The following is a 22,599-nucleotide window of genomic DNA, read 5'->3' as shown; positions in this document are numbered from 1 at the left end:
CCGCCAAGGTCGCACGGGGCCGAGAAGGAATTAATACGACAAGCCGATGAAATGCTTGCTTCACTCCGTGAGGTGACATATTGCGCTATTTGCCAGCAAAAACTATGCCTTGCTTTTACTCTGAATTACGATCCGTTTACCAAGCGTTGATGCATCCCGCCGCTGCACGCCGTGACCCACGGCCGCGACCCGCCCCCCGCTCTCGACGGGGGACCACCTGTTCCGCGACCGCGCCGCCCCGGAGGAGACGGGAACCATGTCAGCCTGCGCCACCCCCCACGCCACCGACCCGACTCGGACGACGACCATCCAGCACTCACACAGCCCCCCGCCGCCCCCGACCCGCCGTTTCCGGATCGCGGGTGCCGACCTGTCCGCCTCGATCGCGGTCTTCCTGATCGCGCTCCCGCTCTCCCTGGGCATCGCCCTCGCCACCGACGCCCCGCTCCAGGCGGGCCTGGTCGCCGCCGCCGTCGGCGGGCTCGTCGCCGGACGGCTCGGCGGCTCACCGCTCCAGGTCAGCGGCCCCGCCGCCGGTCTCACCGTGGTCACCGCCGACCTCATCCACCGCTACGGCTGGCGCACCACCTGTGCCATCACGATCCTCGCCGGTGTCGCCCAACTGGGCCTCGGCTGCCTGCGGGTGGCCCGCACCGCGCTCGCCGTCAGCCCCGCCATCGTGCACGGCATGCTCGCGGGCATCGGGGTCACCATCGCCGTCGCCCAGCTGCACATCGTGCTCGGCGGCACCCCGCAGAGCTCCGTCCTCGACAACCTGCGCGCGCTGCCCGCCCAGGTGGCCGGGCCGCACCCCGCGGCGGTGTCGGTGGGCGTGCTCACCCTCACCCTGCTGCTGCTCTGGCCGCGCGTCCCCGGCCGGGTGGGACGGCTGCTGCGGACGGTCCCCGCCGCGCTGGTCGCCGTCGCCGGTGCCACCGCCGTCGCCTCGCTCGCCGGTCTCACCGTGCCCCGGGTCGAACTGCCCTCGTGGAGCAGCCACGCCCTGGCCGGGCTGCCCGAGGGTCCGGTGCTCGGGATCGCCGCCGCCGTCCTCACCACCACGCTGGTGTGCAGCGTGCAGTCGCTGCTGGGCGCGGTCGCCGTCGACAAGCTGGTCGCCGCCCGCCCCGGCCTCTCCACCCGCGTCGGCCGCTCCGACCTCGACCGCGAACTGCTCGGCCAGGGGACCGCGAACGTCGTCTCGGGCGCCCTCGGCGGGCTGCCCGTCGCGGGGGTCGCCGTACGGAGCACGGCGAATGTGAACGCGGGTGCCGTCAGCCGGAACTCCACGCTGCTGCACGGCGTTCTCGTAGTGGCGGCCGCGCTCCTGATGGTCCCGCTGCTCGAACTGATCCCGCTCGCCTCGCTCGCCGCCCTGGTGATGTCCGTCGGCATCCAGATGGTGTCCCTGCACCACATCCGCACGGTCACCCGCCACCGGGAAGTGCTCGTCTACGTCGTGACCACCCTCGGCGTCGTCCTCTCCGGGGTCCTCCAGGGCGTGATCCTGGGGATCGCCGTCGCGGTGGCCGTCGCCATGCACCGTCTCGCCCGCACCCGCATCACGCACGAGGAGCGGGAGGGAGCCCATCACGTCCACGTCCGGGGCCAGTTGACGTTCCTCGCGGTGCCCCGCCTCAGCCGGGCCCTGCACCTGGTCCCGCACGGCACCCGCGCCGTGGTGCGGCTGGACGGCTCCTTCATGGACCACGCGGCCTACGAGTCGCTCCAGGACTGGCAGAACACCCACACCGCGCAGGGCGGCACCGTGGAACTGACGGACCGCCGCGCGGGGTTCCGCGACGACCCGCCCGGCGGAGACCGGCCCGCAGGACCCCTGCCGCCCGAGGCCGCCTCCCCCCTCGTCGGCACCGCCGCGTCCGCCGGGACCACCGCCTCCGGCACCGCCGGGCACCCGCCCCCGCCTGCCGCTGCCGCCCCTGGACCCCCTGGCGCAACCACCACTGCGGAGCCCCGCAGCCCGCCCGGCAGTCAACCCGCCCCGCCGACAGGGGAACCGGAGTCGAGCCCCCCGACGGCGCCCCCGCCCCCGGGTCCCCGGCCACCGCGCCGACCACCGCACCCTCCGTCAACCCCGCCCCCGCAGCCCCTTTCGGGCACCCCGCCCCCAACGACCGCGTCCACGCCACCGCTCCGGCCCCTTCCCCGCACCCCCTCTTCCTGGCGACCGAGACCGAGACCGGCACAGGCACCGCCACCGGCACAGGCACCGGCTTCGACGCCGGCACGGATCTCCCCGGCGGGGATCAACTGGCGCGCGGGATCAGCGCGTTCCAGCGGAACACCGCGCCCCTGGTCCGCGGTGAGCTGGCCCGGCTGGCCCGGGAGGGACAGCGGCCCTCGCAGCTCTTCCTCACCTGCGCCGACTCCCGGCTGGTGACGTCGATGATCACGTCGAGCGGTCCAGGCGACCTGTTCGTGGTGCGCAACGTCGGCAACCTCGTCCCGCCACCGGGCGGGGAGAGCGGCGACGACTCGGTCGCCGCGGCGATCGAGTACGCGGTGGACGTGCTGCGGGTGCGGTCCATCACGGTCTGCGGGCACTCCGGGTGCGGGGCCATGCAGGCGCTGCTCGACGGCGAACCGGGCGGCGCCCTGACGCCGCTGCGGCGGTGGCTGCGGCACGGGCTGCCGAGCGTGGCGCGGATGGCCGACGACGGGCGGCCGTGGGCGCGGCTGTCCGGGCGGGCCCCGGCCGACGCGGTCGAGCAGCTGTGCCTGACCAACGTGGTGCAGCAGCTGGAGCATCTGCGCGCCCACGACTCGGTGGCCCGTGCCCTGCGGGACGGATCGCTGGAGCTGCGCGGGATGTACTTCCACGTCGGCGAGGCGCAGGCGTACCTGCTGGCCGGTCCCGGCGGGTCCGGGGTGTTCGACCACGTCGAGGCGGTCGAGCGGCCCGGGTGACACGGGTGCCCGGTGCGCGGCCCACCGCCGGGGCCGCGCACCACCGTCCCGTCCGGGACGTGCGGAACGTTCCGGACGAGCGGAACGTCCTGGACGAGCGGAACGTCCGGGGCGCGTCCAGGGCGTTCGCGGTGTCCGGGGCGTCCGGCGCGTCCCGGGTCCGGTACGGCTGAACTGCTTCCGGGTGGTGTCCGTGGGTACCAATGAGCCGGGTTGACCAGGTGAGGACCTGCGTTCGAAGAGGTCTACACCAATGTGTGGTCGGCCCTTGTCAGCGGACCCCCGGGTCTGATGAGCTGTGGCCTGGGACACAACGGACACCCTGGGAAAGGGAGATGTCGTGAGCAACGAAAGCCTGGCCAACCTCTTGAAGGAGGAGCGTCGCTTCGCGCCGCCCGCTGACCTGGCCGCGGACGCCAACGTCACGGCAGAGGCGTACGAGCAGGCCAGGGCAGACCGGCTCGGGTTCTGGGCCGCGCAGGCGCGCAGGCTGACCTGGGCCAAGGAGCCGACCGAGACGCTCGACTGGTCGAACCCGCCGTTCGCCAAGTGGTTCAAGGACGGCGAGCTGAACGTCGCGTACAACTGCGTCGACCGTCATGTGGAGGCCGGCAACGGCGACCGGGTCGCCATCCACTTCGAGGGCGAGCCCGGTGACAGCCGCGCGATCACCTACGCCGAGCTGAAGGACGAGGTCTCCCGGGCGGCCAACGCGCTGACCGAGCTGGGCGTGCGCAAGGGCGACCGGGTCGCCGTCTACATGCCGATGATCCCGGAGACGGCGATCGCGATGCTGGCCTGCGCCCGGATCGGCGCCGCGCACTCCGTGGTCTTCGGCGGCTTCTCCGCCGACGCGCTCGCGACCCGGATCCAGGACGCGGATGCCAAGGTCGTCATCACCTCCGACGGCGGCTACCGGCGCGGCAAGCCGTCCGCCCTCAAGCCGGCCGTCGACGAGGCCGCCACCAAGGCGGGCATCGTCGAGCACGTCCTGGTGGTCCGCCGCACCGGCCAGGAGGTCGCCTGGGACGACACGCGCGACGTGTGGTGGCACGACGTCGTCGACCGGCAGTCGTCCGAGCACACCCCGGAGGCGTTCGACGCGGAGCACCCGCTGTTCATCCTCTACACGTCCGGGACGACGGGGAAGCCCAAGGGCATCCTGCACACCTCGGGCGGCTACCTCACCCAGACGTCGTACACGCACCACGCGGTCTTCGACCTCAAGCCGGAGACGGACGTCTACTGGTGCACCGCCGACGTCGGCTGGGTCACCGGGCACTCGTACATCGTCTACGGGCCGCTGGCGAACGGCGCCACGCAGGTGATGTACGAGGGCACCCCTGACACCCCGCACCAGGGCCGCTTCTGGGAGATCGTGCAGAAGTACGGGGTGACGATCCTGTACACCGCGCCGACCGCGATCCGCACGTTCATGAAGTGGGGCGACGACATCCCCGCCAAGTTCGACCTGTCCAGCCTGCGGGTGCTGGGCTCGGTGGGCGAACCGATCAACCCCGAGGCGTGGATCTGGTACCGCAAGCACATCGGCGCCGACCGCACGCCGATCGTCGACACCTGGTGGCAGACGGAGACCGGCGCGATGATGATCTCGCCGCTGCCGGGCGTCACCGCGACCAAGCCCGGCTCCGCGCAGACGCCGCTCCCCGGCATCAGCGCGACCGTCGTCGACGACGAGGCCCGCGAGGTGCCGGACGGCGGCGGCGGCTACCTCGTCCTGACCGAGCCGTGGCCGTCGATGCTGCGCACCATCTGGGGCGACGACCAGCGGTTCCTCGACACCTACTGGTCGCGGTTCGAGGGCCGGTACTTCGCGGGCGACGGCGCCAAGAAGGACGACGACGGCGACATCTGGCTGCTGGGCCGGGTCGACGACGTCATGCTCGTCTCGGGCCACAACATCTCCACCACCGAGGTGGAGTCCGCGCTCGTCTCGCACCCGTCGGTCGCCGAGGCGGCCGTGGTGGGCGCGGCGGACGAGACCACCGGCCAGGCCATCGTCGCGTTCGTGATCCTGCGCGGCACCGCCTCGGAGGACGAGGGGCTGGTCGCACGGCTGCGCGACCACGTCGGCTCGGCGCTCGGCCCGATCGCCAAGCCGAAGCGGATCCTGCCGGTGGCGGAGCTGCCCAAGACCCGCTCCGGCAAGATCATGCGCCGGCTCCTGCGGGACGTCGCGGAGAACCGTCAGCTCGGTGACGTCACCACGCTGACCGACTCCACGGTGATGGACTTCATCCAGGCGAAGCTGCCCGCCTCGTCCAGCGAGGACTGAGCCCACCGGTACGGCGGCGAGGGCACCCGGCGCGTTCGCCGGGTGCCCTTTTCGTCCTTACGGTGAGATCACCTGACCGCACCGGCGGCCGATTGAGTAAAGTGAGGGAAAAGGTGCGCCGGGAAGTCTGGTCGGCATGCGTTCAGTGCTGCCCACCGACCGGAGGATCCCACCGTGCCCGCGCCCCGCCCCGCCCCCGCCCGCAGGTTCCTCGGCCGCCTCTCGCTGCCCGAGCGGACCTATGTGACCGACGCGCTGCGCACCGAGACGGTCGGCGGCGTGCTGCTGCTGCTCGCCGCGGTCGCCGCACTGGTCTGGGCGAACGTCCCCGGGCTCGGCGGCAGCTACCACGAGGTCAGCGACTTCCACTTCGGCCCCTCGGCCCTCGGGCTGCATCTGTCGGTCGCGCACTGGGCGGCCGACGGGCTCCTGGCCGTCTTCTTCTTCGTCGCCGGCGTCGAACTCAAACGCGAACTGGTCGCCGGTGACCTGCGCGACCCGCGGACGGCGGCGCTGCCCGTCGTCGCGGCCCTGTGCGGCATGGCCGCCCCGGCGCTCGTCTACACCCTCGTCAACGCCGTCGGCGGCGGCTCCCTGGGCGGCTGGGCGGTGCCCACCGCGACCGACATCGCCTTCGCCCTCGCGGTCCTCGCCGTCATCGGCACCTCGCTGCCCAGCGCCCTGCGCGCCTTCCTGCTCACCCTCGCCGTCGTCGACGACCTCTTCGCCATCCTGATCATCGCGGTCTTCTTCACCAGCCGCATCGACTTCGTCGCGCTGGCGGGCGCGGTGGTGGGCCTGGCCGTCTTCTGGGTGCTGCTGCGCAAGGGCGTGCGCGGCTGGTACGTGTACGTGCCGCTCGCGCTGGTGATCTGGGGCCTGATGTACAACAGCGGCGTCCACGCCACCATCGCGGGCGTCGCCATGGGCCTGATGCTGCGCTGCACCACCCGCGAGGGCGAGACCCGCTCCCCCGGCGAACACGTCGAACACCTGGTGCGCCCCCTGTCGGCGGGGCTCGCCGTGCCGCTGTTCGCGCTGTTCAGCGCCGGGGTGACGCTGTCGGGCGGCGCGCTGGGCGACGTCTTCACCCGGCCGGAGACGCTCGGCGTGGCGCTCGGGCTCGTCGTCGGCAAGGCGGTCGGCATCTTCGGCGGCACCTGGCTGACGGCCCGCTTCACCCGGGCCTCGCTCAGCGACGACCTCGCCTGGGCGGACGTCTTCGCGGTCGCCACGCTCGCCGGGATCGGCTTCACCGTGTCGCTGCTCATCGGCGAGCTGGCCTTCACCGGGGACGCGCAGCTGACCGACGAGGTCAAGGCCGCCGTCCTGACCGGCTCGCTGATCGCGGCGGTGCTGGCGACCGTGCTGCTGAAGGTGCGCAACGCCAAGTACCGCCGGATGTGCGAGGCGGAGGAGCGCGACGAGGACCGCGACGGCATCCCCGACATCTACGAGCAGGACGACCCGGCCTACCACCTGCGCATGGCGGAGCTGCTCGAACGCAAGGCCGCGGAGCACCGCAGGCTCGCCGAGGAGACCGCAGCCGCGCGCCACGGGAGTGCGGAAGTGACGGGCGGGGCAGGCGATCGGGACGACCGTCCGGCATGATCTGACGGGACGGTACAAAAGAGATACGAGGGAGACGGCGATGAGCACACCCGACAGCAGCCCGGTCGGCGCCGAACGCAGCATCGGCCAGCTGTTCGCCTCGGCCACGGCCGAGATGTCGGCGCTGGTGCACGACGAGATCGCGCTGGCCAAGGCGCAGCTGAAGCAGGACGTCAAGCGCGGTGGTCTGGGCACCGTCGCCGTCCTGGCGGCCCTCCTGGTACTGGTGTTCTCCCTGCCGATGCTCAGCTTCGCCCTCGCCTACGGCCTGCACGCCTGGACCGGCCTGAACCTCGGCTGGTGCTTCCTGCTGTCGTTCGCGGCCAACGTGCTGGTGGCGCTCCTCCTCGGGCTGATCGGATTCGTCTTCTTCAAGAAGGCGAAGAAGGGCAAGGGCCCGCAGAAGGTGGCCGCGTCGGTGAAGGAGACGGCGGGCGTCCTGCAGAACGCCAAGCCGCACCCGCGCCCGGAGTTCCCGGCGATCGAGGACCGGTCCCCCGCCGCCGTCGAGGCTGTGGCACGCTCGTCCTCATGACCGACCCCGCCACACCTTCGGCGCAGCCCGCCTCGGTCGTCCGACCGGAGACCCTTCCCGACGGCACCCGGGTGACACACCGTGATGTCGCCGCGAACGGCGCCCGCTTCCACATCGCGGAGGTGGGCGACGGCCCGCTGGTGCTGCTGCTGCACGGCTTCCCCCAGTTCTGGTGGGCCTGGCGGCACCAGCTCACGGCGCTCGCCGACGCCGGGTTCCGGGCCGTCGCGATGGACCTGCGGGGCGTCGGCGGCAGCGACCGCACGCCGCGCGGCTACGACCCGGCCAACCTGGCGCTCGACATCACCGGGGTGATCCGGTCCCTCGGCGAGCCGGACGCCGCCCTCGTCGGCCACGACCTGGGCGGCTACCTGGCCTGGACGGCGGCCGTGATGCGCCCCAAGCTGGTGCGGCGCCTGGCGGTCGCGTCAATGCCGCACCCCCGCCGCTGGCGCTCGGCGATGCTCTCGGACGTCAAGCAGACCGGCGCCGGTTCGTACATCTGGGGGTTCCAGCGGCCGTGGATCCCGGAGCGCAGACTGACCGCGGACGACGGCGAGCTGGTGGGCCGTCTGATCCGGGACTGGTCGGGCCCGCGGCTGCCGGACGACGCGACGGTGGAGACCTACCGGCGGGCCATGTGCATCCCGTCCACCGCGCACTGCGCGATCGAGCCGTACCGCTGGATGGTCCGGTCGATGGCGCGGCCGGACGGCATCCAGTTCAACCGGCGGATGAAGCGCCCGCTGCGCGTGCCGACGCTCCATCTGCACGGCTCGCTCGACCCCGTGATGCGCATCCGCAGCGCGGCCGGGTCCGGGGTGTACGTCGAGGCGCCCTACCGCTGGCGGCTGTTCGACGGGCTCGGGCACTTCCCGCACGAGGAGGACCCGGTCGCCTTCTCCACCGAACTGGTCAACTGGCTGAAGGACCCGGAACCCGACCGGTGACCCGCGGGACCCGCCCGCCGTCCGGATCTGAACACCTGTCCGACGAACACCGGGTTGCCTGGTGCATAGGCCAATTGGGGCCGCGCGAGGCGGTTATCGACCTTGGGGCGGGGGCAGACGTCCGGGTATGGGCTGGACGCACGACTACAGTGACGTAGCACGCAATCGCCGCACAGTGGGCGGCCCGAGCCCCCACCAACGAGGTGGCTCCCCGCAGGCGACGGAGACCGATCCGCGCGTGGGGATCCCCCGCATCCTGCGGCGCCGGGCCCGCTGGGTCTCGGTGCGGCTGCGCCATCCGCGCGCCTGACGCGCGCCTTTCCACCGAACCGCCCTTCCGGTCTCCGTGAAGGGCCCCACACCTGACACACCGACGGGCCCGCGGCATGCCGCGGGCCCGTCGTCGACGCTCAGAGGGCGCAGCTGTCGCTGTCCACCTGCTGGTTCGCCGTGCGGCCCTGGCTGATGTCGTCCTTGATCTCGTCCGCGGTCAGCGCGTACCCGGTGTCGGCGTCGTCCCGGGACTTGGCGAAGACCACGCCGTACACCCGGCCGTCCGGGGTCAGCAGCGGTCCGCCCGAGTTGCCCTGACGGACCATCGCGTACAGCGAGTAGACGTCGCGGCGGACGGTGCCGCGGTGGTAGATGTCCGGGCCGTTGGCCATCACCCGGCCCCGCACCCGGGCCGAGCGGACGTCGTACGAGCCGTTCTCGGGGAATCCGGCCACGATCGCGCTGTCGCTGCTGCGCGCGTCGGAGGAGGCGAACTTCAGGGCGGGCGCGTCCAGGCCGGGCACGTCCAGGACGGCGATGTCGCGGCGCCAGTCGTAGAGGACGACCCTGGCGTCGTAGCGGCGGCCCTCACCGCCTATCTGCACGACGGGCTCGTCGACCCCGCCGACCACGTGCGCGTTGGTCATGACGCGCCGGGCGGCGAAGACGAACCCGGACCCCTCCAGGACCTTCCCGCAGCTCTGCGCGGTGCCGGTCACCTTGACGACGGAGTTCTTCGCCGCGGCGGCCACCCTGCTGCCGGCCAGGGCCGGGTCCGGGGGCTGCACGTCGGTGATGGGCTCGTTGGAGAAGGGGCTGAAGACCTGCGGGAAGCCGTTCTGGGCGAGCACGGAGGAGAAATCCGCGAACCAGTTGTCGGCCTGGGCGGGCAGCGCGCGGGAGACCCCGAGCAGCACCCGGGAGCTGCGCACCTCCTTGCCGAGCGTGGGCAGCGTCGTCCCGGCGAGGGCCGAGCCGATCAGCCAGGCCACCAGCAGCATCGCCACCACGTTGACCAGGGCGCCGCCCGTCGCGTCCAGGGCGCGCGCCGGTGACCAGGTGATGTAGCGGCGCAGCTTGTTGCCGAGGTGGGTGGTCAGGGCCTGCCCGACGGAGGCGCAGACGATGACGATGACGACGGCGGCCACGGCGGCGGTGGTGCTCACCTCCGCGCCGTCCGTCAGGACGTCCCAGAGGACGGGGAGGAGGTACACGGCCACGAGGCCGCCGCCCAGGAAGCCGGTCACCGACAGGATGCCGACCACGAATCCCTGGCGGTAGCCGACGACCGCGAACCACACCGCGGCGAGCAGCAACAGGATGTCCAGCACGTTCACCGCTATTTGCCTCGCCTCGCCACCGAACAGAGCACGGCAGACACCCTGTCACGACCGCCAGTCGAGTGGCACCTGCTTCGTGCGGTCCCACGGTCTCTCCCAGCCCGCGTAGTGCAGCAGCCGGTCGATGATTCCCGCCGTGAAGCCCCACACCAGGGCCGATTCGACCAGGAATGCCGGACCTCGGTGGCCGCTGGGGTGCACGGTCGTCGCGCGGTGGGCGGGATCCGTGAGATCCGCCACGGGGACGGTGAACACCCGTGCGGTCTCGGCCGGGTCGACGACGCCGACCGGGCTCGGGGTGCGCCACCAGCCGAGCACCGGTGTCACCACGAAGTGGCTGACGGGGATGTAGAGGCGGGGCAGCACGCCGAAGATCTGGACCCCGGACGGGTCGAGGCCGGTCTCCTCCTCGGCCTCGCGCAGCGCGGCCCACAGCGGGCCCTCGCCGTTCGGGTCGCCGTCCTCGGGGTCGAGGGAGCCGCCGGGGAAGGAGGGCTGGCCCGCGTGCGAGCGCAGCGAGCTGGAGCGCTCCATCAGGAGCAGTTCGGGGCCGCGGGCGCCGTCGCCGAACAGGACCAGCACGGCCGACTGCCGTCCCCGTCCGTCCTCGGGCGGCAGGAAGCGGCTGAGCTGGAGCGGCTCGACGGTGTCGACCGCGCGCACCACGGGGTCGAGCCAGTCGGGCAGGCCCTCCCTGCTGACCGCCACCGATCCGACCCGTGTGTGACTCGCGCGCCTCATCGCCGCCCCCGTTCCGACCGTTCCAACGCGTGACCGTGCCCTGATCGTTCCGCCGGTGGTGCCGTCATCCGGCCGCCGGGGCGGGGGACGCGGGCGGGGCGGGCCTGCCGCCCGCGTCCAGGTACGACTGGGGCGGGTTGAGGCGCTGTCCCGGGAAGCCGCCCTTCTCGTACTTGAGCAGCTTCTTCGCCTTCTCGGGGTCCGTCTCGCCCTCGCCGTAGGCCGGGCAGAGCGGGGCGATCGGGCAGGCGCCGCAGGCGGGCTTGCGGGCGTGGCAGATGCGGCGGCCGTGGAAGATCACGTGGTGCGAGAGCATCGTCCAGTCGCGCGCGGGGAAGAGCGCGCCGACGGCGGCCTCGATCTTGTCGGGCTCCGTCTCCGCCGTCCACTTCCAGCGCCGCACCAGCCGCTGGAAGTGGGTGTCCACGGTGATCCCGGGCCGCCCGAAGGCGTTGCCGAGCACGACGAACGCGGTCTTGCGGCCGACGCCGGGCAGCTTGACGAGGTCTTCGAGACGGCCGGGCACCTCGCCGCCGAACTCCTCGGCGAGCGCCTTGGACAGGCCCATGACCGACCGGGTCTTCGCCCGGAAGAACCCGGTGGGGCGGAGGATCTCCTCGACCTCCTCGGGGACCGCGGCGGCCAGGTCCTCGGGGGTCGGGTAGGCGGCGAAGAGCGCCGGGGTCGTCTGGTTGACCCTCAGGTCCGTCGTCTGCGCGGACAGGACGGTGGCGACGACGAGCTGGAAGGGGTTCTCGAAGTCCAGCTCGGGGTGGGCGTACGGGTAGACCTCGGCCAGCTCGCGGTCGATCCGCCGGGCCCGCCGGACGAGCGCGGTGTGCGACTCGTCGCGCGGCGGCGCGGCGGGCGTCCTCGGGGACGCAGCGGCCTGGGTGGCGTCCTTCTTCGAGACGGCCGCCTTCTTGGCGGGAGCCTTCTTCGCGTGCGCGGTCTTCGCGGAAGCTGTCTTCTTCGCGGCCGGGGTCTTCTTCGCGGGGTCCGCCTCGGTGGGCGCCGCCTTCTTCGCGGGCGTCTTCTTGGCGGGAGCCTTCTTCGCGGGCGCGGTCTTGTTCGCCGCCGGGGTCTTCGCGGGCGCCTTCTTCGCGGCCGGGGTCTCCTTCGGGGAGTCCGCCTTCGCCGGGTCCGCCTCCGTGGCCGCCGTCTTCTTCGCGGGCGCCTTCTTCGCGGGAGCCGCCTTCTCGGGAGCCTTCTTCATGGCCGCCGCCTTCCCCGCGGGCGCCCGCTTCACAGCCGTCTTCTTCGCGGCCGCCTTCTTGCCGGGCGCCCCCGCGGTCGTCTCTTCGGACGCCTTTCCGGCCGTCTTCCCGGCAGGCGCCCTCTTTGCTGCTTTTGCCGGTTTCCTTCCTCCGTCGGGCGCTTGTTCGCCCACGGCGGAATCACGACGTACAACCACCCGCGCAGCCCCCTTGGCCTGTGCTCTCACCGCGATTTGGACACCCGGCCAGCCTAGGGCCCGGCACTGACATCCGCTCCGGAGCCGGGAGATCGGCCCCCGATTGGACCCCTGCCGCGTACCTCAGCACACCAGTGCGGCATCCTTGTGACAGATCACACTGTTTGGACCGTCCGGCAAAATGGGGAGCACGGTCCCTTGGCAAGTGGGGGAAAACATCCCCTGAGCAGGTCGACAAGGAGAGTACTCGTGGACGACGTTCTGCGGCGCAACCCGCTCTTCGCGGCGCTCGACGACGAGCAGGCCGCGGATCTCCGCGCCTCCATGAGTGAGGTGACCCTCGCGCGCGGCGACTCGCTCTTCCACGAGGGTGACCCCGGTGACCGGCTCTACGTCGTCACCGAGGGCAAGGTGAAGCTGCACCGCACTTCCCCCGACGGCCGCGAGAACATGCTCGCCGTCGTCGGCCCCGGCGAGCTGATCGGCGAGCTGTCGCTGTTCGACCCGGGCCCGCGCACCGCGACCGCCACCGCGCTGACCGAGGTGAAGCTGCTCGGCCTCGGCCACGGCGACCTCCAGCCCTGGCTGAACGTACGGCCCGAGGTGGCGGGCGCCCTGCTGCGCGCCGTCGCGCGGCGGCTGCGCAAGACCAACGACCAGATGTCCGACCTGGTCTTCTCCGACGTGCCCGGCCGGGTCGCGCGCGCCCTGCTCGACCTGTCGCGCCGGTTCGGCGTGCAGTCCGAGGAGGGCATCCACGTCGTCCACGACCTCACCCAGGAGGAGCTGGCGCAGCTCGTCGGCGCCTCCCGCGAGACGGTGAACAAGGCACTGGCCGACTTCGCGCAGCGCGGCTGGCTGCGGCTGGAGGCGCGGGCCGTGATCCTGCTCGACGTGGAGCGGCTCGCCAAGCGCTCGCGCTGACCGCCCGCCCCTGGTCCCGCCGGGCGCCCGCGGCTCCGCCCCGAGCCGTCCCCGGGCGCCGGGCGGGCCTGGTCCGGCAGGAAGTGGCCCCATGGCTGAACCAGAGCGCTCCCCGGCCACCGAGCCGCCCCCGGGCGGGCGCGCGGCCCGAGAGGGCGTCAGAGGGCTCGACGCGCAGGGGTACATCGCCCGTGAGGGCTCCCTCGCGCGCGTGCCCGCCGTCTTCCGCCCGGTCGTCGCGCACGCCAGGGACCGTCTCCTGGACGCCTTCGGGAACCGGCTGCACAGCGCCTACCTGTACGGCTCGGTGCCGCGCGGCACCGCCCGCGCGGGCCGCTCCGACCTGGACCTCCTGGTCGCGCTGCGCGAGGAGCCCACGGCCGCCGACCGGGAGACCGCGCGCGCCCTGGACGCGGCCGTCGACCGGGAGTTCCCCGAGGTCGACGGCGTCGACACGCTCGTCCACGGCAGGGCCCGGCTGCTGAGCGACGACGAGACGTACGACCTCGGCTGGTTCGTGGCCTGCCTGTGCACCCCGCTGCTCGGCGACGACCTCGGCGAGTACCTGCCGCGCTACCGCCCGGACGCCCGCCTGGCCGCGGGGACCAACGGCGACCTGGCGGCGCTGCTGCCCGGCTGGCGGCGGCGCGTCCTGGCCGCGGCGGACGCCGGGGAGAGCGAAGCCGCCGTCGCCGAACGGCGGGCCCTGGTCCGGTCCCTGTCGCGCCGTCTCGTCCGCACCGGGTTCTCGCTCGTCATGCCCCGCTGGAACGGCTGGACGAGCGACCTGACCGAGATGGCCGAGGTCTTCGGGACGTACTACGGGGAGCGGGCGGCCGACCTGCGCGCGGCGGCCCGGCGCGGGTCCGGGCCGGACGCGGACCCCGCCGTGCTGCGCCACTACGTCGACGACCTCGGCCCCTGGCTCGCCGCCGAGTACGCGCGCGTGCACGGCACCGGGCGGCTCCCCCCGGACGGCCGCCCCGGCCCCGGCGACGGCCCGGGGACCGCCTGAGACGGCGTCCCGCGGGCCCTAGATGATGCCGTGTTCGCGCAGGTAGTCGAGCTGGGCCCGGACCGACAGCTCCGCGGCGGGCCACAGCGCACGGTCGACGTCCGCGTAGACGTGCGCGACGACCTCGGCCGGGGTGCCGTGGCCGTCCTCGACCGCCGTCTCCACCTGGGCGAGCCGGTGCGCGCGGTGGGCGAGGTAGTACTCCACGACGCCCTGCGCGTCCTCCAGGACGGGCCCGTGGCCCGGCAGGACGGTGTGGACGCCGTCGTCGACCGCGAGGGAGCGCAGCCGGCGCAGCGAGTCCAGGTAGTCGCCCAGACGGCCGTCCGGGTGCGCCACGACGGTCGTGCCGCGGCCGAGGACCGTGTCCCCGGTGAGGACCGCTCGGTCGGCCGGGAGGTGGAAGCAGAGGGAGTCCGAGGTGTGGCCCGGCGTGGGCACCACCCGCAGCTCCAGACCGCCGACGGTGACGACGTCCCCGGCGGCCAGCCCCTCGTCCCCGAGCCGCAGCGCCGGATCGAGGGCCCGCACCTTCGTGCCGGTCAGCTCGGCGAACCGGGCGGCCCCCTCGGCGTGGTCGGGGTGGCCGTGGGTGAGGAGGGTGAGCGCGACGCGCCGTCCGGCCCGCTCGGCGGCGTCGACGACGGCCCGCAGGTGCCCCTCGTCCAGCGGGCCGGGGTCGATGACGACGGCGAGGTCGGAGTCCGGCTCGGCGAGCAGCCAGGTGTTGGTGCCGTCCAGGGTCATCGCCGACGCGTTCGGCGCCAGGACGTTGACCGCGCGCGCGGTGGCGGGGCCCGAGCGGACCACACCGCGGGGCTGTCCCGGCAGGGCGCTTGCGTCCGTCATGCGGGAGCTCCCCCGGTGGGCGGGTCGGTCGGGACGTGCCGGGTGAACTCGTCGTGCCCCGGCCAGGTCAGGACGATGCCGCCGTCCTCCAGGCGGGCCCGCGCGAGGACCGGGGTGAGGTCGCGGGCGGGGGCGTCGGCGAGGGCGTCGGCCGCGGCGGCGTAGGGGGCGAGCTGACGCAGGGTGGCGAGGGTGGGCGGCATCATCAGCAGGTCGCCGCGCTCGTACCCGGCGACGGCCTCCCCGGGGCGGATCCAGACGGTGCGGTCGGCCTCCGTGGAGGCGTTGCGGGTGCGCTGGCCGGGCGGCAGGGCGGCCACGAAGAAGAACGTGTCGTAGCGGCGCGCCTCGAACTCCGGGGTGATCCAGCGGGTCCAGGCGCCCAGCAGGTCCGAGCGCAGCACCAGCCCGCGCCGGTCGAGGAACTCCGCGAAGGACACCTTGCGGTCCACCAGGTCCGCGCGGTCGGCCTCCCAGTCGGCGCCCGTGGTGTCGCCGACCACGGTGTCGGGGGCGGCCCCGGCGAGCAGGACGCCGGCCTCCTCGTACGTCTCGCGGACGGCGGCGCAGACGATCGCCTGGGCCGCGACCTCGTCGACGTCCAGGCGCCGCGCCCACCACGCGCGCGTGGGGCCCGCCCAGCGGATGCCCCGCTCCTCGTCGCGCGGGTCGACACCGCCGCCCGGATACGCGTACGCGCCCCCGGCGAAGGCCATGGAGGCGCGTCTGCGCAGCATGTGGACGGATGGTCCGGCGCCCGCGCCGCCGTCCTTGAGGAGCATGACGGTGGCGGCCCGCCGGGGGACGACCGGGGTGAGCGTGCCCCGCGCCAGCGCGCGGATACGTTCCGGCCAGTCCTGCGGGAACCACTGCCCATTCGCCATGGGCGGAGGCTATCCCGTGGCGCGCGAATGTTCGAGAGGTGATCGGAGCGGGGCGACCCGGGCCGCCACCGCGCCTTCCTCCGCTACGGGACGAGTTCCACCTGGATCTCGACCTCGACCGGCGCGTCCAGCGGGAGCACCGCGACACCCACCGCGCTGCGCGCGTGGACGCCCTTCTCGCCGAGGACCTCGCCGAGCAGCTCGCTGGCGCCGTTGACGACACCCGGCTGGCCGGTGAAGTCGGCCGCGGAGGCGACGAAGCCCACGACCTTCACCACGCGCGCGACGCGGTCCAGATCACCGGCGACGGACTTGACGGCGGCCAGCGCGTTCAGCGCGCAGACCCGGGCCAGCTCCTTGGCCTCCTCCGCGGTGACCTCGGCGCCGACCTTGCCGGTGACGGGCAGTTTGCCGTCCACCATGGGGAGCTGGCCGGAGGTGTACACGTAGGCGCCCGACCGCACGGCCGGCTGGTAGGCGGCCAGCGGCGGCACCACGTCCGGCAGGGTCAGGCCCAGCCCGGCGAGGCGCTCCTCGACGGCGCTCACGCCTTGGCCCGCTTCAGGTACGCCACGAGCTGCTCCGGGTTGGGTCCGGGGACGACCTGGACCAGCTCCCAGCCGTCCTCGCCCCAGGTGTCCAGAATCTGCTTCGTGGCGTGGACGAGCAGCGGCACGGTCGAGTATTCCCACTTGGTCATACGGGCGACTCTAGCCGCTGCCGTGACAGGCCGGACCGCCGCTGTCCCGGCGGGCCCGGACGGTGCCCGCGGCCCGGTTGTCCACAGCCTGTCGCGTGGTTGGCACAGGGACTGGTTAGGCTCGAAGACGTGAGCAGGCTCCAGGTCGTCAGCGGCAAGGGCGGGACCGGAAAGACCACGGTCGCCGCAGCCCTCGCGTTGGCTCTCGCGACGGAGGGGAAGCGGACGCTTCTCATCGAGGTCGAGGGCCGCCAGGGCATCGCGCAGCTCTTCGAGACGGAGGCGTTGCCTTATGAGGAGAGGAAGATCGCCGTCGCGCCGGGGGGCGGGGAGGTGTACGCGCTCGCCATCGACCCCGAACTGGCGCTGCTGGACTACCTCCAGATGTTCTACAAGCTGGGCAGCGCCGGGCGGGCCCTGAAGAAGCTCGGCGCGATCGACTTCGCGACCACCATCGCGCCGGGCGTCCGGGACGTCCTGCTGACCGGCAAGGCGTGCGAGGCGGTCCGGCGCAAGGACAAGGGCGGACGGTTCGTCTACGACTTCGTCGTGATGGACGCGCCCCCCACCGGCCGCGTCACCCGCTTCCTGAACGTGAACGACGAGGTGGCGGGCCTCGCGAAGATCGGCCCCATACACAATCAGGCGCAGGCCGTGATGCGGGTGCTGAAGTCGCCGGAGACGGCCGTGCACCTGGTGACACTGCTGGAGGAGATGCCGGTCCAGGAGACCTCCGACGGCATCGCCGAACTGCGGGCGGCGCGGCTGCCGGTGGGCGAGATCATCGTCAACATGGTCCGCCCGCAGGTGTTGGACGCGGCCGACCTGGAACTCGTACGGGAGGTGCCGCGCACCGCCGTCGCCCAGGCGCTCTCCGCCGCGGGGCTCGGCGGGGCCCGGCGCGGTGGCAAGGCGGAGCAGTTGGTGGACCCGCTGCTCGAACAGGCGGCCGAGTACGCGGAACGGCACGCGCTGGAGCACGAGCAGCGCTCCGCCCTGGGCGAGCTGGGGCTGCCGCTGCGCGAACTGCCGCTGCTCGCCGAGGGCATGGATCTCGCGGGCCTGTACGAACTCGCCACCGAGCTGCGCAACCAGGGGATGTCATGAGTCCACAACCGGCGCACACCGACGACAGCGCGCGGCACCGCATCGCCCCCGCGCGCGTGCTCGACGTCGATCCGCTGCTCGACGACCCGGAGACCAGGATCGTGGTCTGCTGCGGCTCGGGCGGGGTCGGCAAGACGACGACGGCGGCGGCGCTGGGGCTGCGGGCTGCCGAGCGGGGCCGCAAGGTGGTCGTGCTGACCATCGACCCGGCGCGCAGGCTGGCGCAGTCCATGGGCATCGACTCGCTGGACAACATCCCGCGCCGGGTGAAGGGCATCGACGACGCGGCGGGCGGCGAACTGCACGCCATGATGCTCGACATGAAGCGCACGTTCGACGAGATCGTCGAGGCGCACGCCGACCCCGAGCGGGCCGCGGCGATCCTGTCGAACCCCTTCTACCAGTCGCTCTCGGCGGGCTTCGCGGGCACGCAGGAGTACATGGCGATGGAGAAGCTGGGGCAGCTCAGGGCCCGCGAGGCGTGGGACCTGATCGTCGTCGACACCCCGCCGTCGCGCTCCGCGCTCGACTTCCTGGACGCGCCCAAGCGGCTCGGGTCGTTCCTGGACGGCAAGCTGATCCGGGTGCTGCTGGCGCCCGCGAAGGTCGGCGGGCGGGCCGGGATGAAGTTCCTGAACGTCGGGATGTCGATGATGACCGGCGCGCTCGGCAAGGTGCTGGGCGGGCAGCTGCTGAAGGACGTGCAGACGTTCGTCGCCGCGATGGACTCGATGTTCGGCGGGTTCCGCACCCGCGCGGACGCCACGTACAAGCTGCTCCAGGCGCCCGGGACGGCGTTCCTGGTGGTCGCGGCGCCGGAGCGGGACGCGCTGCGCGAGGCGGCGTACTTCGTGGAGCGGCTGGCGGCGGAGAAGATGCCGTTCGCGGGTCTGGTGCTCAACCGGGTCCACGGCAGCGGCGCCGACCGGCTGTCGGCCGAGCGCGCGCTCGCCGCCGCGGAAAATCTTGTGGAGTCCCGCATTGTGGATCAGGACGACGGGAAAGCTGGACTTCGTAACTCTCCCGATCCGTACGCCGGTTCAGACTCCCCCACGGCTTCAGGGCCCGCGGCCGATCCCCCCGGTCCGCGCGGACCCGAGCAGGGGCCCGGGAAGGACCGCACCGACTCCACGCACCCCGCGAACCCCGAGGACTCCGCGAAGGGCGTGTCCTCCACGGGCGACGCGGACACCGCGGACCCCATGGACCCCGTGGACATCGCGGACCCCGTGGGCGCCTCGGCCACCGGGGACGACGATGCGGACCAGGGCGTCGACCGGCTCACCGCGGGTCTGCTGAGGCTGCACGCCGAGCGCATGCGGCTGCTCTCCCGCGAGCTGCGCACGCGTGGCCGCTTCACCGCCCGCCACCCCGAGGTGGCCGTGGCGGAAGTGGCCGCGCTCCCCGGTGACGTGCACGACCTCGCGGGGCTGCGGGACATCGGTGACCGGCTCGCGGCCAACCGGTCGGAGCGGTTCGACGCCGCCGACGGCTGAGCCGGGAGCTGTGACCGGGGGCCCGGCCGAGGGGTGACCTCAGCCGACCGCCGCGTAGTTCTCGTAGATCTCGTCGTCGTCGAGGGCGACGATGCCCGCGCCGCGCTCGTACTCCGTACGCGCCGTCTCCAGGAGCCGGCGCCATGAGGTCACCGTGGGCCGCCGGCGCAGCAACGCGCGGCGTTCCCGCTCCGTCATGCCTCCCCACACGCCGAACTCGACGCGGTTGTCCAGCGCGTCCGCCAGGCACTCGGTGCGTACCGGACATCCGGTGCACACTGCCTTGGCCCTGTTCTGCGCCGCTCCTTGAACGAACAGTTCATCCGGATCGGTAGTGCGGCAGGCGGCCTGCGCACTCCAGTCGCTTACCCAGCCCATACCGGCGCCGTCCTCTCCCGAATCGAGGCTCCCCCACGGCGGCAGCGGCATATTCACCGCCGCCAGTTGAGGACGTTACGGAAGGCGGGGACACGGCAACACCCCCGTCGGGCCCAATCTTGAATGGCCCGAACGGACTATGGGTAAGCGGCAGATCACCCGGGGGAGTGAGCTGACGACATGCGTGATCATCCCGGCATACCGGGACGTTTCTCATGGGTCGCAACGGGCGTCAGGTGACACACAAGGCGGATTCGGACACGCCTTCCCCAGAAAATGGGGTACGCCCGGAACGATTCGGGGTCGCCGGACGTATTGATACGTGGTCCTACTGCTGTGACAGTTGAGAGCAGCTTAGGCCAAGGCATATACGCGTGTCCGGCGAATGAGAACGTAGGCTGCCCCCATGCCAAAGAAGCGTTCGGGCGGTGGTCTGTCTCCCGCGCAGCAGGCCGCCAAGTTCCTCGGTGTCAGTGTGCTCGCCGGTGCCGTCCTCGCCGGCATCGCCCTGCCCGCCTTCGGCGCGCTCGGACTCGCGGCCAAGGGGTCGGTGGAGAGCTTCGACGAGCTTCCCGCCAACCTCAAGACCCCGCCGCTGAGCCAGCGCACCACGATCCTCGACGCGGACGGCGGCCAGATCGCCACCGTCTACTCGCGCGACCGGACCGTGGTGTCGCTGAAGGACATGTCGCCCTATGTGCAGAAGGCGATCGTCGCGATCGAGGACTCGCGCTTCTACCAGCACGGCGCGGTCGACATGAAGGGCGTGCTGCGCGCCCTCAACAAGAACGTGCAGAGCAGCGGGGTCGCCCAGGGCGCCTCGACGCTCACCCAGCAGTACGTGAAGAACGTCTTCGTGGAGGAGGCGGGCGACGACCCGACGAAGGTCGCGCAGGCCACCCAGCAGACCCTCGGCCGCAAGATCAAGGAACTGAAGTTCGCGATCCAGGTCGAGGAGGAGCTGGGCAAGAAGAAGATCCTCGAGAACTACCTGAACATCACGTTCTTCGGTGAGCAGGCGTACGGCGTCGAGGCCGCGGCCCAGCGCTACTTCTCCAAGCACGCCAAGGACCTGAACCTCCAGGAGTCGGCGCTGCTCGCGGGCATCGTCCAGTCGCCGAGCCGGTACGACCCGGTCAACGACGAGGAGGAGGCCACCAAGCGCCGCAACACCGTGCTCGCGCGGATGGCGGAGGTCGGCGACGTCTCCAGGGCCGAGGCGGACAAGGCGATGAAGGCGCCGCTCGGGCTGAAGCCGAGCCGCCCGAAGAACGGCTGCATCACCGCCGTCAAGGGCGCCGGGTTCTTCTGCGACTACGTCCGCCAGGTGTTCCTCTCCGACCCGGTCTTCGGCGAGACCTCCGAGGCCCGCGCGAAGGTGTGGAACCAGGGCGGCCTGACGATCCGTACGACGATGGACCCGCAGGCGCAGGAGTCGGCGCAGGACTCGATCAAGAGCCACGTCTACAAGAGCGACGACGTGGCGACCGCGGCAACCATCGTGCAGCCGGGCACCGGCAAGGTGCTGGCGATGGGTCAGTCGCGGCCGTACGGCATCGACACCAAGGACCACCAGACCACGATCAACCTCTCGGTGAACCAGAGCATGGGCGGCGGCGCCGGCTACCAGCCCGGTTCGACGTTCAAGCCGATCGTGGCGGCGGCGGCGCTGGAGGGCGGCACCCCGGCGACCCAGTCGTACTCGTCGCCGTACGAGATGGACTACCCGAGCCCGGTCTCCGTCTGCAACGGCAAGACCTGGCGCAACGACCCGAACAACCCGGCGAAGCTGACCAACGAGGACGAGTCGGAGCACGGCCCGTACTCGATGAAGGAAGCGACCGCGAAGTCGGTCAACACCTACTACGTGCAGATGATCAGCGACATCGGCATCTGCCCGGTGGTCGAGCTGGCCAAGAAGATGGGCGTGAGCCGGGCGGACGGCAACAAGATCGTCCAGGCGCCCTCGATCGCGCTCGGCACCCAGGAGATGTCCCCGCTGACGATGGCGAACGCGTACGCGACCTTCGCCTCGCGCGGCATGTACTGCACGCCGGTCGCCATCGAGTCGATCACGCAGACCGTCGGCAGCCAGAAGAAGTCCCTGCAGGTGCCCAAGTCGACCTGCACGCGGGCGATGTCGCCGACCACCGCCGACACCGTCAGCACGCTCCTGAAGGGCGTCGTCGAGGACGGCACCGGCCAGCAGGCGGGTCTCGGCAGCCGTCCGAGCGCCGGTAAGACCGGTACGACGGACAACCGCTACGCGGCCTGGTTCGTCGGCTACACGCCCAACATGGCGGGCGCGGTCTGGGTCGGCGACCCGACCCACAAGCGCCGCATGATCGGCATCAACATCGGCGGCATCGGCTACGAGAAGGTGTACGGCGGCGAGGTGCCCGGCCCGATCTGGCGCGACATGATGAACGGCGCCCTCCAGGGCAAGCCCGCGCCGGACTTCAACCTCGTCAACATCCCGGACGGCGACAAGAACAAGGGCCGGGGGAACGACGACGGCAACAACGGGGACCCGGGGCGCGGCGGTGACAACGGCAGCCTGTTCGGCGGCCTGCTGAACGGCGGCACCGACGGGGGCGGCAACAACAACGGCGGCAACAACGGCGGTTCCTTCCCGTCCCCGACGTTCTCCCTCCCGGAGGGCCTGTTCCAGGGCAACGGGAACGGCAACGGCAACGGGCATGGGGGGCGGGACGGGGGTGACGGGGCCTCGGTCGGGCGGCAGCCCGGCTGGGCGGCGGCTCGGGTGACGGAGGCTCGGTCGGGCGGGCGGCTCGGGGTGTAGAGGCGCCGGTACGACGAGAAGGGGCTTCCTGGTGGAGGGCGTGAGGAATTCACGTCCGGTACCACCGGGGAGCCCCTTTGTCGTTGCGTCGGTTTCCGCGCGGGGGGGGAGAGAGAGAGGTGGGGCGGCTGTGGCCGTGGGGCGGGGCGGGCGGCCGGGGCTCGGGTGTTGGAGCTGGCCGCGGTGGCCGGAGACCGTACGGGGCGCCGGGGCCGCCCCTGACAGATCCCCGGGGCGGTCGGCCGCCCCTGCTCCCTCCCGGGGGCAGGGGCGGGGAAGAAACCTTCAGCCGGGCGGGGACGCCGTGGGAGGGAGAGGGAGAACCGCTCGGATCGGCGGCCGGGGGTGGGCGCCG

General features: G+C 72.4%; 18 protein-coding genes and 1 pseudogene. 11 read left to right on the top strand and 8 right to left on the bottom strand.

Annotated features, from left to right (window positions below; translation table 11 throughout):
* Positions 1-256: 256 nt before the first annotated feature.
* The 6 genes and pseudogenes from GA0115242_RS39360 to GA0115242_RS42245 all read left to right on the top strand — a co-directional run bounded on the left by GA0115242_RS39360 (position 257) and on the right by GA0115242_RS42245 (position 8,630).
* Positions 257-2,928: pseudogene (locus GA0115242_RS39360) on the top strand (SulP family inorganic anion transporter).
* 340 nt (positions 2,929-3,268) lie between these two features.
* A complete protein-coding gene (gene acs / locus GA0115242_RS39355) occupies positions 3,269-5,224 on the top strand; it encodes an acetate--CoA ligase (RefSeq protein WP_093836447.1) in 1,956 nt (651 codons plus the stop codon).
* A gap of 174 nt (positions 5,225-5,398) precedes the next feature.
* Positions 5,399-6,835, top strand: a complete 1,437-nt coding sequence (gene nhaA, locus GA0115242_RS39350) for a Na+/H+ antiporter NhaA (RefSeq protein WP_093836446.1) — start codon at positions 5,399-5,401, stop codon at positions 6,833-6,835.
* 40 nt (positions 6,836-6,875) lie between these two features.
* The gene (locus tag GA0115242_RS39345; protein WP_093836445.1) at positions 6,876-7,370 is read left to right on the top strand and encodes a phage holin family protein; all 495 of its coding nucleotides are present in this window, start codon (positions 6,876-6,878) and stop codon (positions 7,368-7,370) included.
* Complete coding sequence (locus GA0115242_RS39340) at positions 7,367-8,320, top strand: alpha/beta fold hydrolase (RefSeq protein WP_093836444.1); 954 nt, start codon at positions 7,367-7,369, stop codon at positions 8,318-8,320. Before GA0115242_RS39345 ends, GA0115242_RS39340 begins: the two co-directional genes overlap by 4 nt.
* Positions 8,321-8,447: 127 nt before the next feature.
* Positions 8,448-8,630, top strand: coding sequence for a hypothetical protein (locus GA0115242_RS42245; protein ID WP_093836443.1), 183 nt, complete (start codon positions 8,448-8,450; stop codon positions 8,628-8,630).
* A gap of 100 nt (positions 8,631-8,730) precedes the next feature.
* On the opposite strand, the gene GA0115242_RS39330 is transcribed toward GA0115242_RS42245, so the two are convergent.
* From GA0115242_RS39330 to nth, 3 genes are all read right to left on the bottom strand, one after another.
* On the bottom strand, positions 8,731-9,930 hold the full coding sequence (locus tag GA0115242_RS39330; protein ID WP_093836442.1) for a MarP family serine protease: 1,200 nt from the start codon (positions 9,928-9,930) through the stop codon (positions 8,731-8,733).
* A 48-nt stretch (positions 9,931-9,978) separates the two neighbouring features.
* Positions 9,979-10,674 (bottom strand): NUDIX hydrolase, encoded by a 696-nt coding sequence (locus tag GA0115242_RS39325; protein ID WP_093836441.1) that lies wholly within the window; start codon positions 10,672-10,674, stop codon positions 9,979-9,981.
* Between the two features lie 64 nt (positions 10,675-10,738).
* Complete coding sequence (nth, locus tag GA0115242_RS39320) at positions 10,739-11,890, bottom strand: endonuclease III (RefSeq protein WP_093836440.1); 1,152 nt, start codon at positions 11,888-11,890, stop codon at positions 10,739-10,741.
* A 447-nt stretch (positions 11,891-12,337) separates the two neighbouring features.
* On the opposite strand from nth, the gene GA0115242_RS39315 reads away from it, so the two are divergent.
* Entirely contained in the window at positions 12,338-13,012 is a 675-nt protein-coding gene (locus tag GA0115242_RS39315) for a Crp/Fnr family transcriptional regulator (protein WP_093836439.1), read from the top strand.
* 91 nt (positions 13,013-13,103) lie between these two features.
* Positions 13,104-14,027: a nucleotidyltransferase domain-containing protein gene (locus tag GA0115242_RS39310; protein WP_107461588.1), complete on the top strand. Its 924-nt coding sequence runs from the start codon at positions 13,104-13,106 to the stop codon at positions 14,025-14,027.
* 18 nt (positions 14,028-14,045) lie between these two features.
* On the opposite strand, the gene GA0115242_RS39305 is transcribed toward GA0115242_RS39310, so the two are convergent.
* The 4 genes from GA0115242_RS39305 to GA0115242_RS39290 form a co-directional block, all read right to left on the bottom strand.
* Positions 14,046-14,876, bottom strand: coding sequence for an MBL fold metallo-hydrolase (locus tag GA0115242_RS39305; RefSeq protein ID WP_093836438.1), 831 nt, complete (start codon positions 14,874-14,876; stop codon positions 14,046-14,048).
* The gene (locus GA0115242_RS39300; RefSeq protein WP_093836437.1) at positions 14,873-15,760 is read right to left on the bottom strand and encodes an NUDIX hydrolase; all 888 of its coding nucleotides are present in this window, start codon (positions 15,758-15,760) and stop codon (positions 14,873-14,875) included. The genes GA0115242_RS39305 and GA0115242_RS39300 overlap by 4 nt, the downstream gene beginning before the upstream one ends.
* An 83-nt stretch (positions 15,761-15,843) precedes the next feature.
* Positions 15,844-16,308, bottom strand: coding sequence for a RidA family protein (locus GA0115242_RS39295; protein ID WP_093836436.1), 465 nt, complete (start codon positions 16,306-16,308; stop codon positions 15,844-15,846).
* Complete coding sequence (locus tag GA0115242_RS39290; protein WP_093836435.1) at positions 16,305-16,460, bottom strand: DUF4177 domain-containing protein; 156 nt, start codon at positions 16,458-16,460, stop codon at positions 16,305-16,307. The genes GA0115242_RS39295 and GA0115242_RS39290 overlap by 4 nt, the downstream gene beginning before the upstream one ends.
* 129 nt (positions 16,461-16,589) lie before the next feature.
* Between GA0115242_RS39290 and GA0115242_RS39285 the strand changes: the two genes are divergently transcribed.
* On the top strand, positions 16,590-17,567 hold the full coding sequence (locus GA0115242_RS39285) for an ArsA family ATPase (protein WP_093836434.1): 978 nt from the start codon (positions 16,590-16,592) through the stop codon (positions 17,565-17,567).
* Entirely contained in the window at positions 17,564-19,063 is a 1,500-nt protein-coding gene (locus GA0115242_RS39280) for an ArsA family ATPase (protein ID WP_093836433.1), read from the top strand. The genes GA0115242_RS39285 and GA0115242_RS39280 overlap by 4 nt, the downstream gene beginning before the upstream one ends.
* Positions 19,064-19,102: 39 nt before the next feature.
* Here GA0115242_RS39280 and wblA read toward each other — a convergent pair whose 3' ends face one another.
* On the bottom strand, positions 19,103-19,441 hold the full coding sequence (gene wblA / locus GA0115242_RS39275; protein WP_176730012.1) for a transcriptional regulator WblA: 339 nt from the start codon (positions 19,439-19,441) through the stop codon (positions 19,103-19,105).
* Between the two features lie 406 nt (positions 19,442-19,847).
* Between wblA and GA0115242_RS39265 the strand changes: the two genes are divergently transcribed.
* Positions 19,848-22,244 carry a transglycosylase domain-containing protein gene (locus tag GA0115242_RS39265; RefSeq protein ID WP_093836430.1) on the top strand — a complete coding sequence of 799 codons (2,397 nt, stop codon included), beginning with the start codon at positions 19,848-19,850 and terminating at the stop codon, positions 22,242-22,244.
* The last annotated feature ends 355 nt before the right edge of the window (positions 22,245-22,599 follow it).

It is taken from the genome of Streptomyces sp. SolWspMP-5a-2 (assembly GCF_900091845.1).
Taxonomy (GTDB): domain Bacteria; phylum Actinomycetota; class Actinomycetes; order Streptomycetales; family Streptomycetaceae; genus Streptomyces; species Streptomyces doudnae.
The sequence above is the reverse complement of the archived record's forward strand: the minus strand, read 5'-3'. Positions and strand labels throughout refer to the sequence as shown.

Coding starts and splice junctions, on each gene's coding strand:
- GA0115242_RS39345 (WP_093836445.1), top strand. CDS start 6,876: ATGAGCACACCCGACAGCAGCCCGGTCGGCGCCGAACGCAGCATCGGC.
- GA0115242_RS39340 (WP_093836444.1), top strand. CDS start 7,367: ATGACCGACCCCGCCACACCTTCGGCGCAGCCCGCCTCGGTCGTCCGA.
- GA0115242_RS42245 (WP_093836443.1), top strand. CDS start 8,448: ATGGGCTGGACGCACGACTACAGTGACGTAGCACGCAATCGCCGCACA.
- GA0115242_RS39325 (WP_093836441.1), bottom strand. CDS start 10,674: ATGAGGCGCGCGAGTCACACACGGGTCGGATCGGTGGCGGTCAGCAGG.
- nth (WP_093836440.1), bottom strand. CDS start 11,890: ATGAAGAAGGCTCCCGAGAAGGCGGCTCCCGCGAAGAAGGCGCCCGCG.
- GA0115242_RS39310 (WP_107461588.1), top strand. CDS start 13,104: ATGGCTGAACCAGAGCGCTCCCCGGCCACCGAGCCGCCCCCGGGCGGG.
- GA0115242_RS39305 (WP_093836438.1), bottom strand. CDS start 14,876: ATGACGGACGCAAGCGCCCTGCCGGGACAGCCCCGCGGTGTGGTCCGC.
- GA0115242_RS39300 (WP_093836437.1), bottom strand. CDS start 15,760: ATGGCGAATGGGCAGTGGTTCCCGCAGGACTGGCCGGAACGTATCCGC.
- GA0115242_RS39290 (WP_093836435.1), bottom strand. CDS start 16,460: ATGACCAAGTGGGAATACTCGACCGTGCCGCTGCTCGTCCACGCCACG.
- GA0115242_RS39280 (WP_093836433.1), top strand. CDS start 17,564: ATGAGTCCACAACCGGCGCACACCGACGACAGCGCGCGGCACCGCATC.
- wblA (WP_176730012.1), bottom strand. CDS start 19,441: ATGGGCTGGGTAAGCGACTGGAGTGCGCAGGCCGCCTGCCGCACTACC.
- GA0115242_RS39265 (WP_093836430.1), top strand. CDS start 19,848: ATGCCAAAGAAGCGTTCGGGCGGTGGTCTGTCTCCCGCGCAGCAGGCC.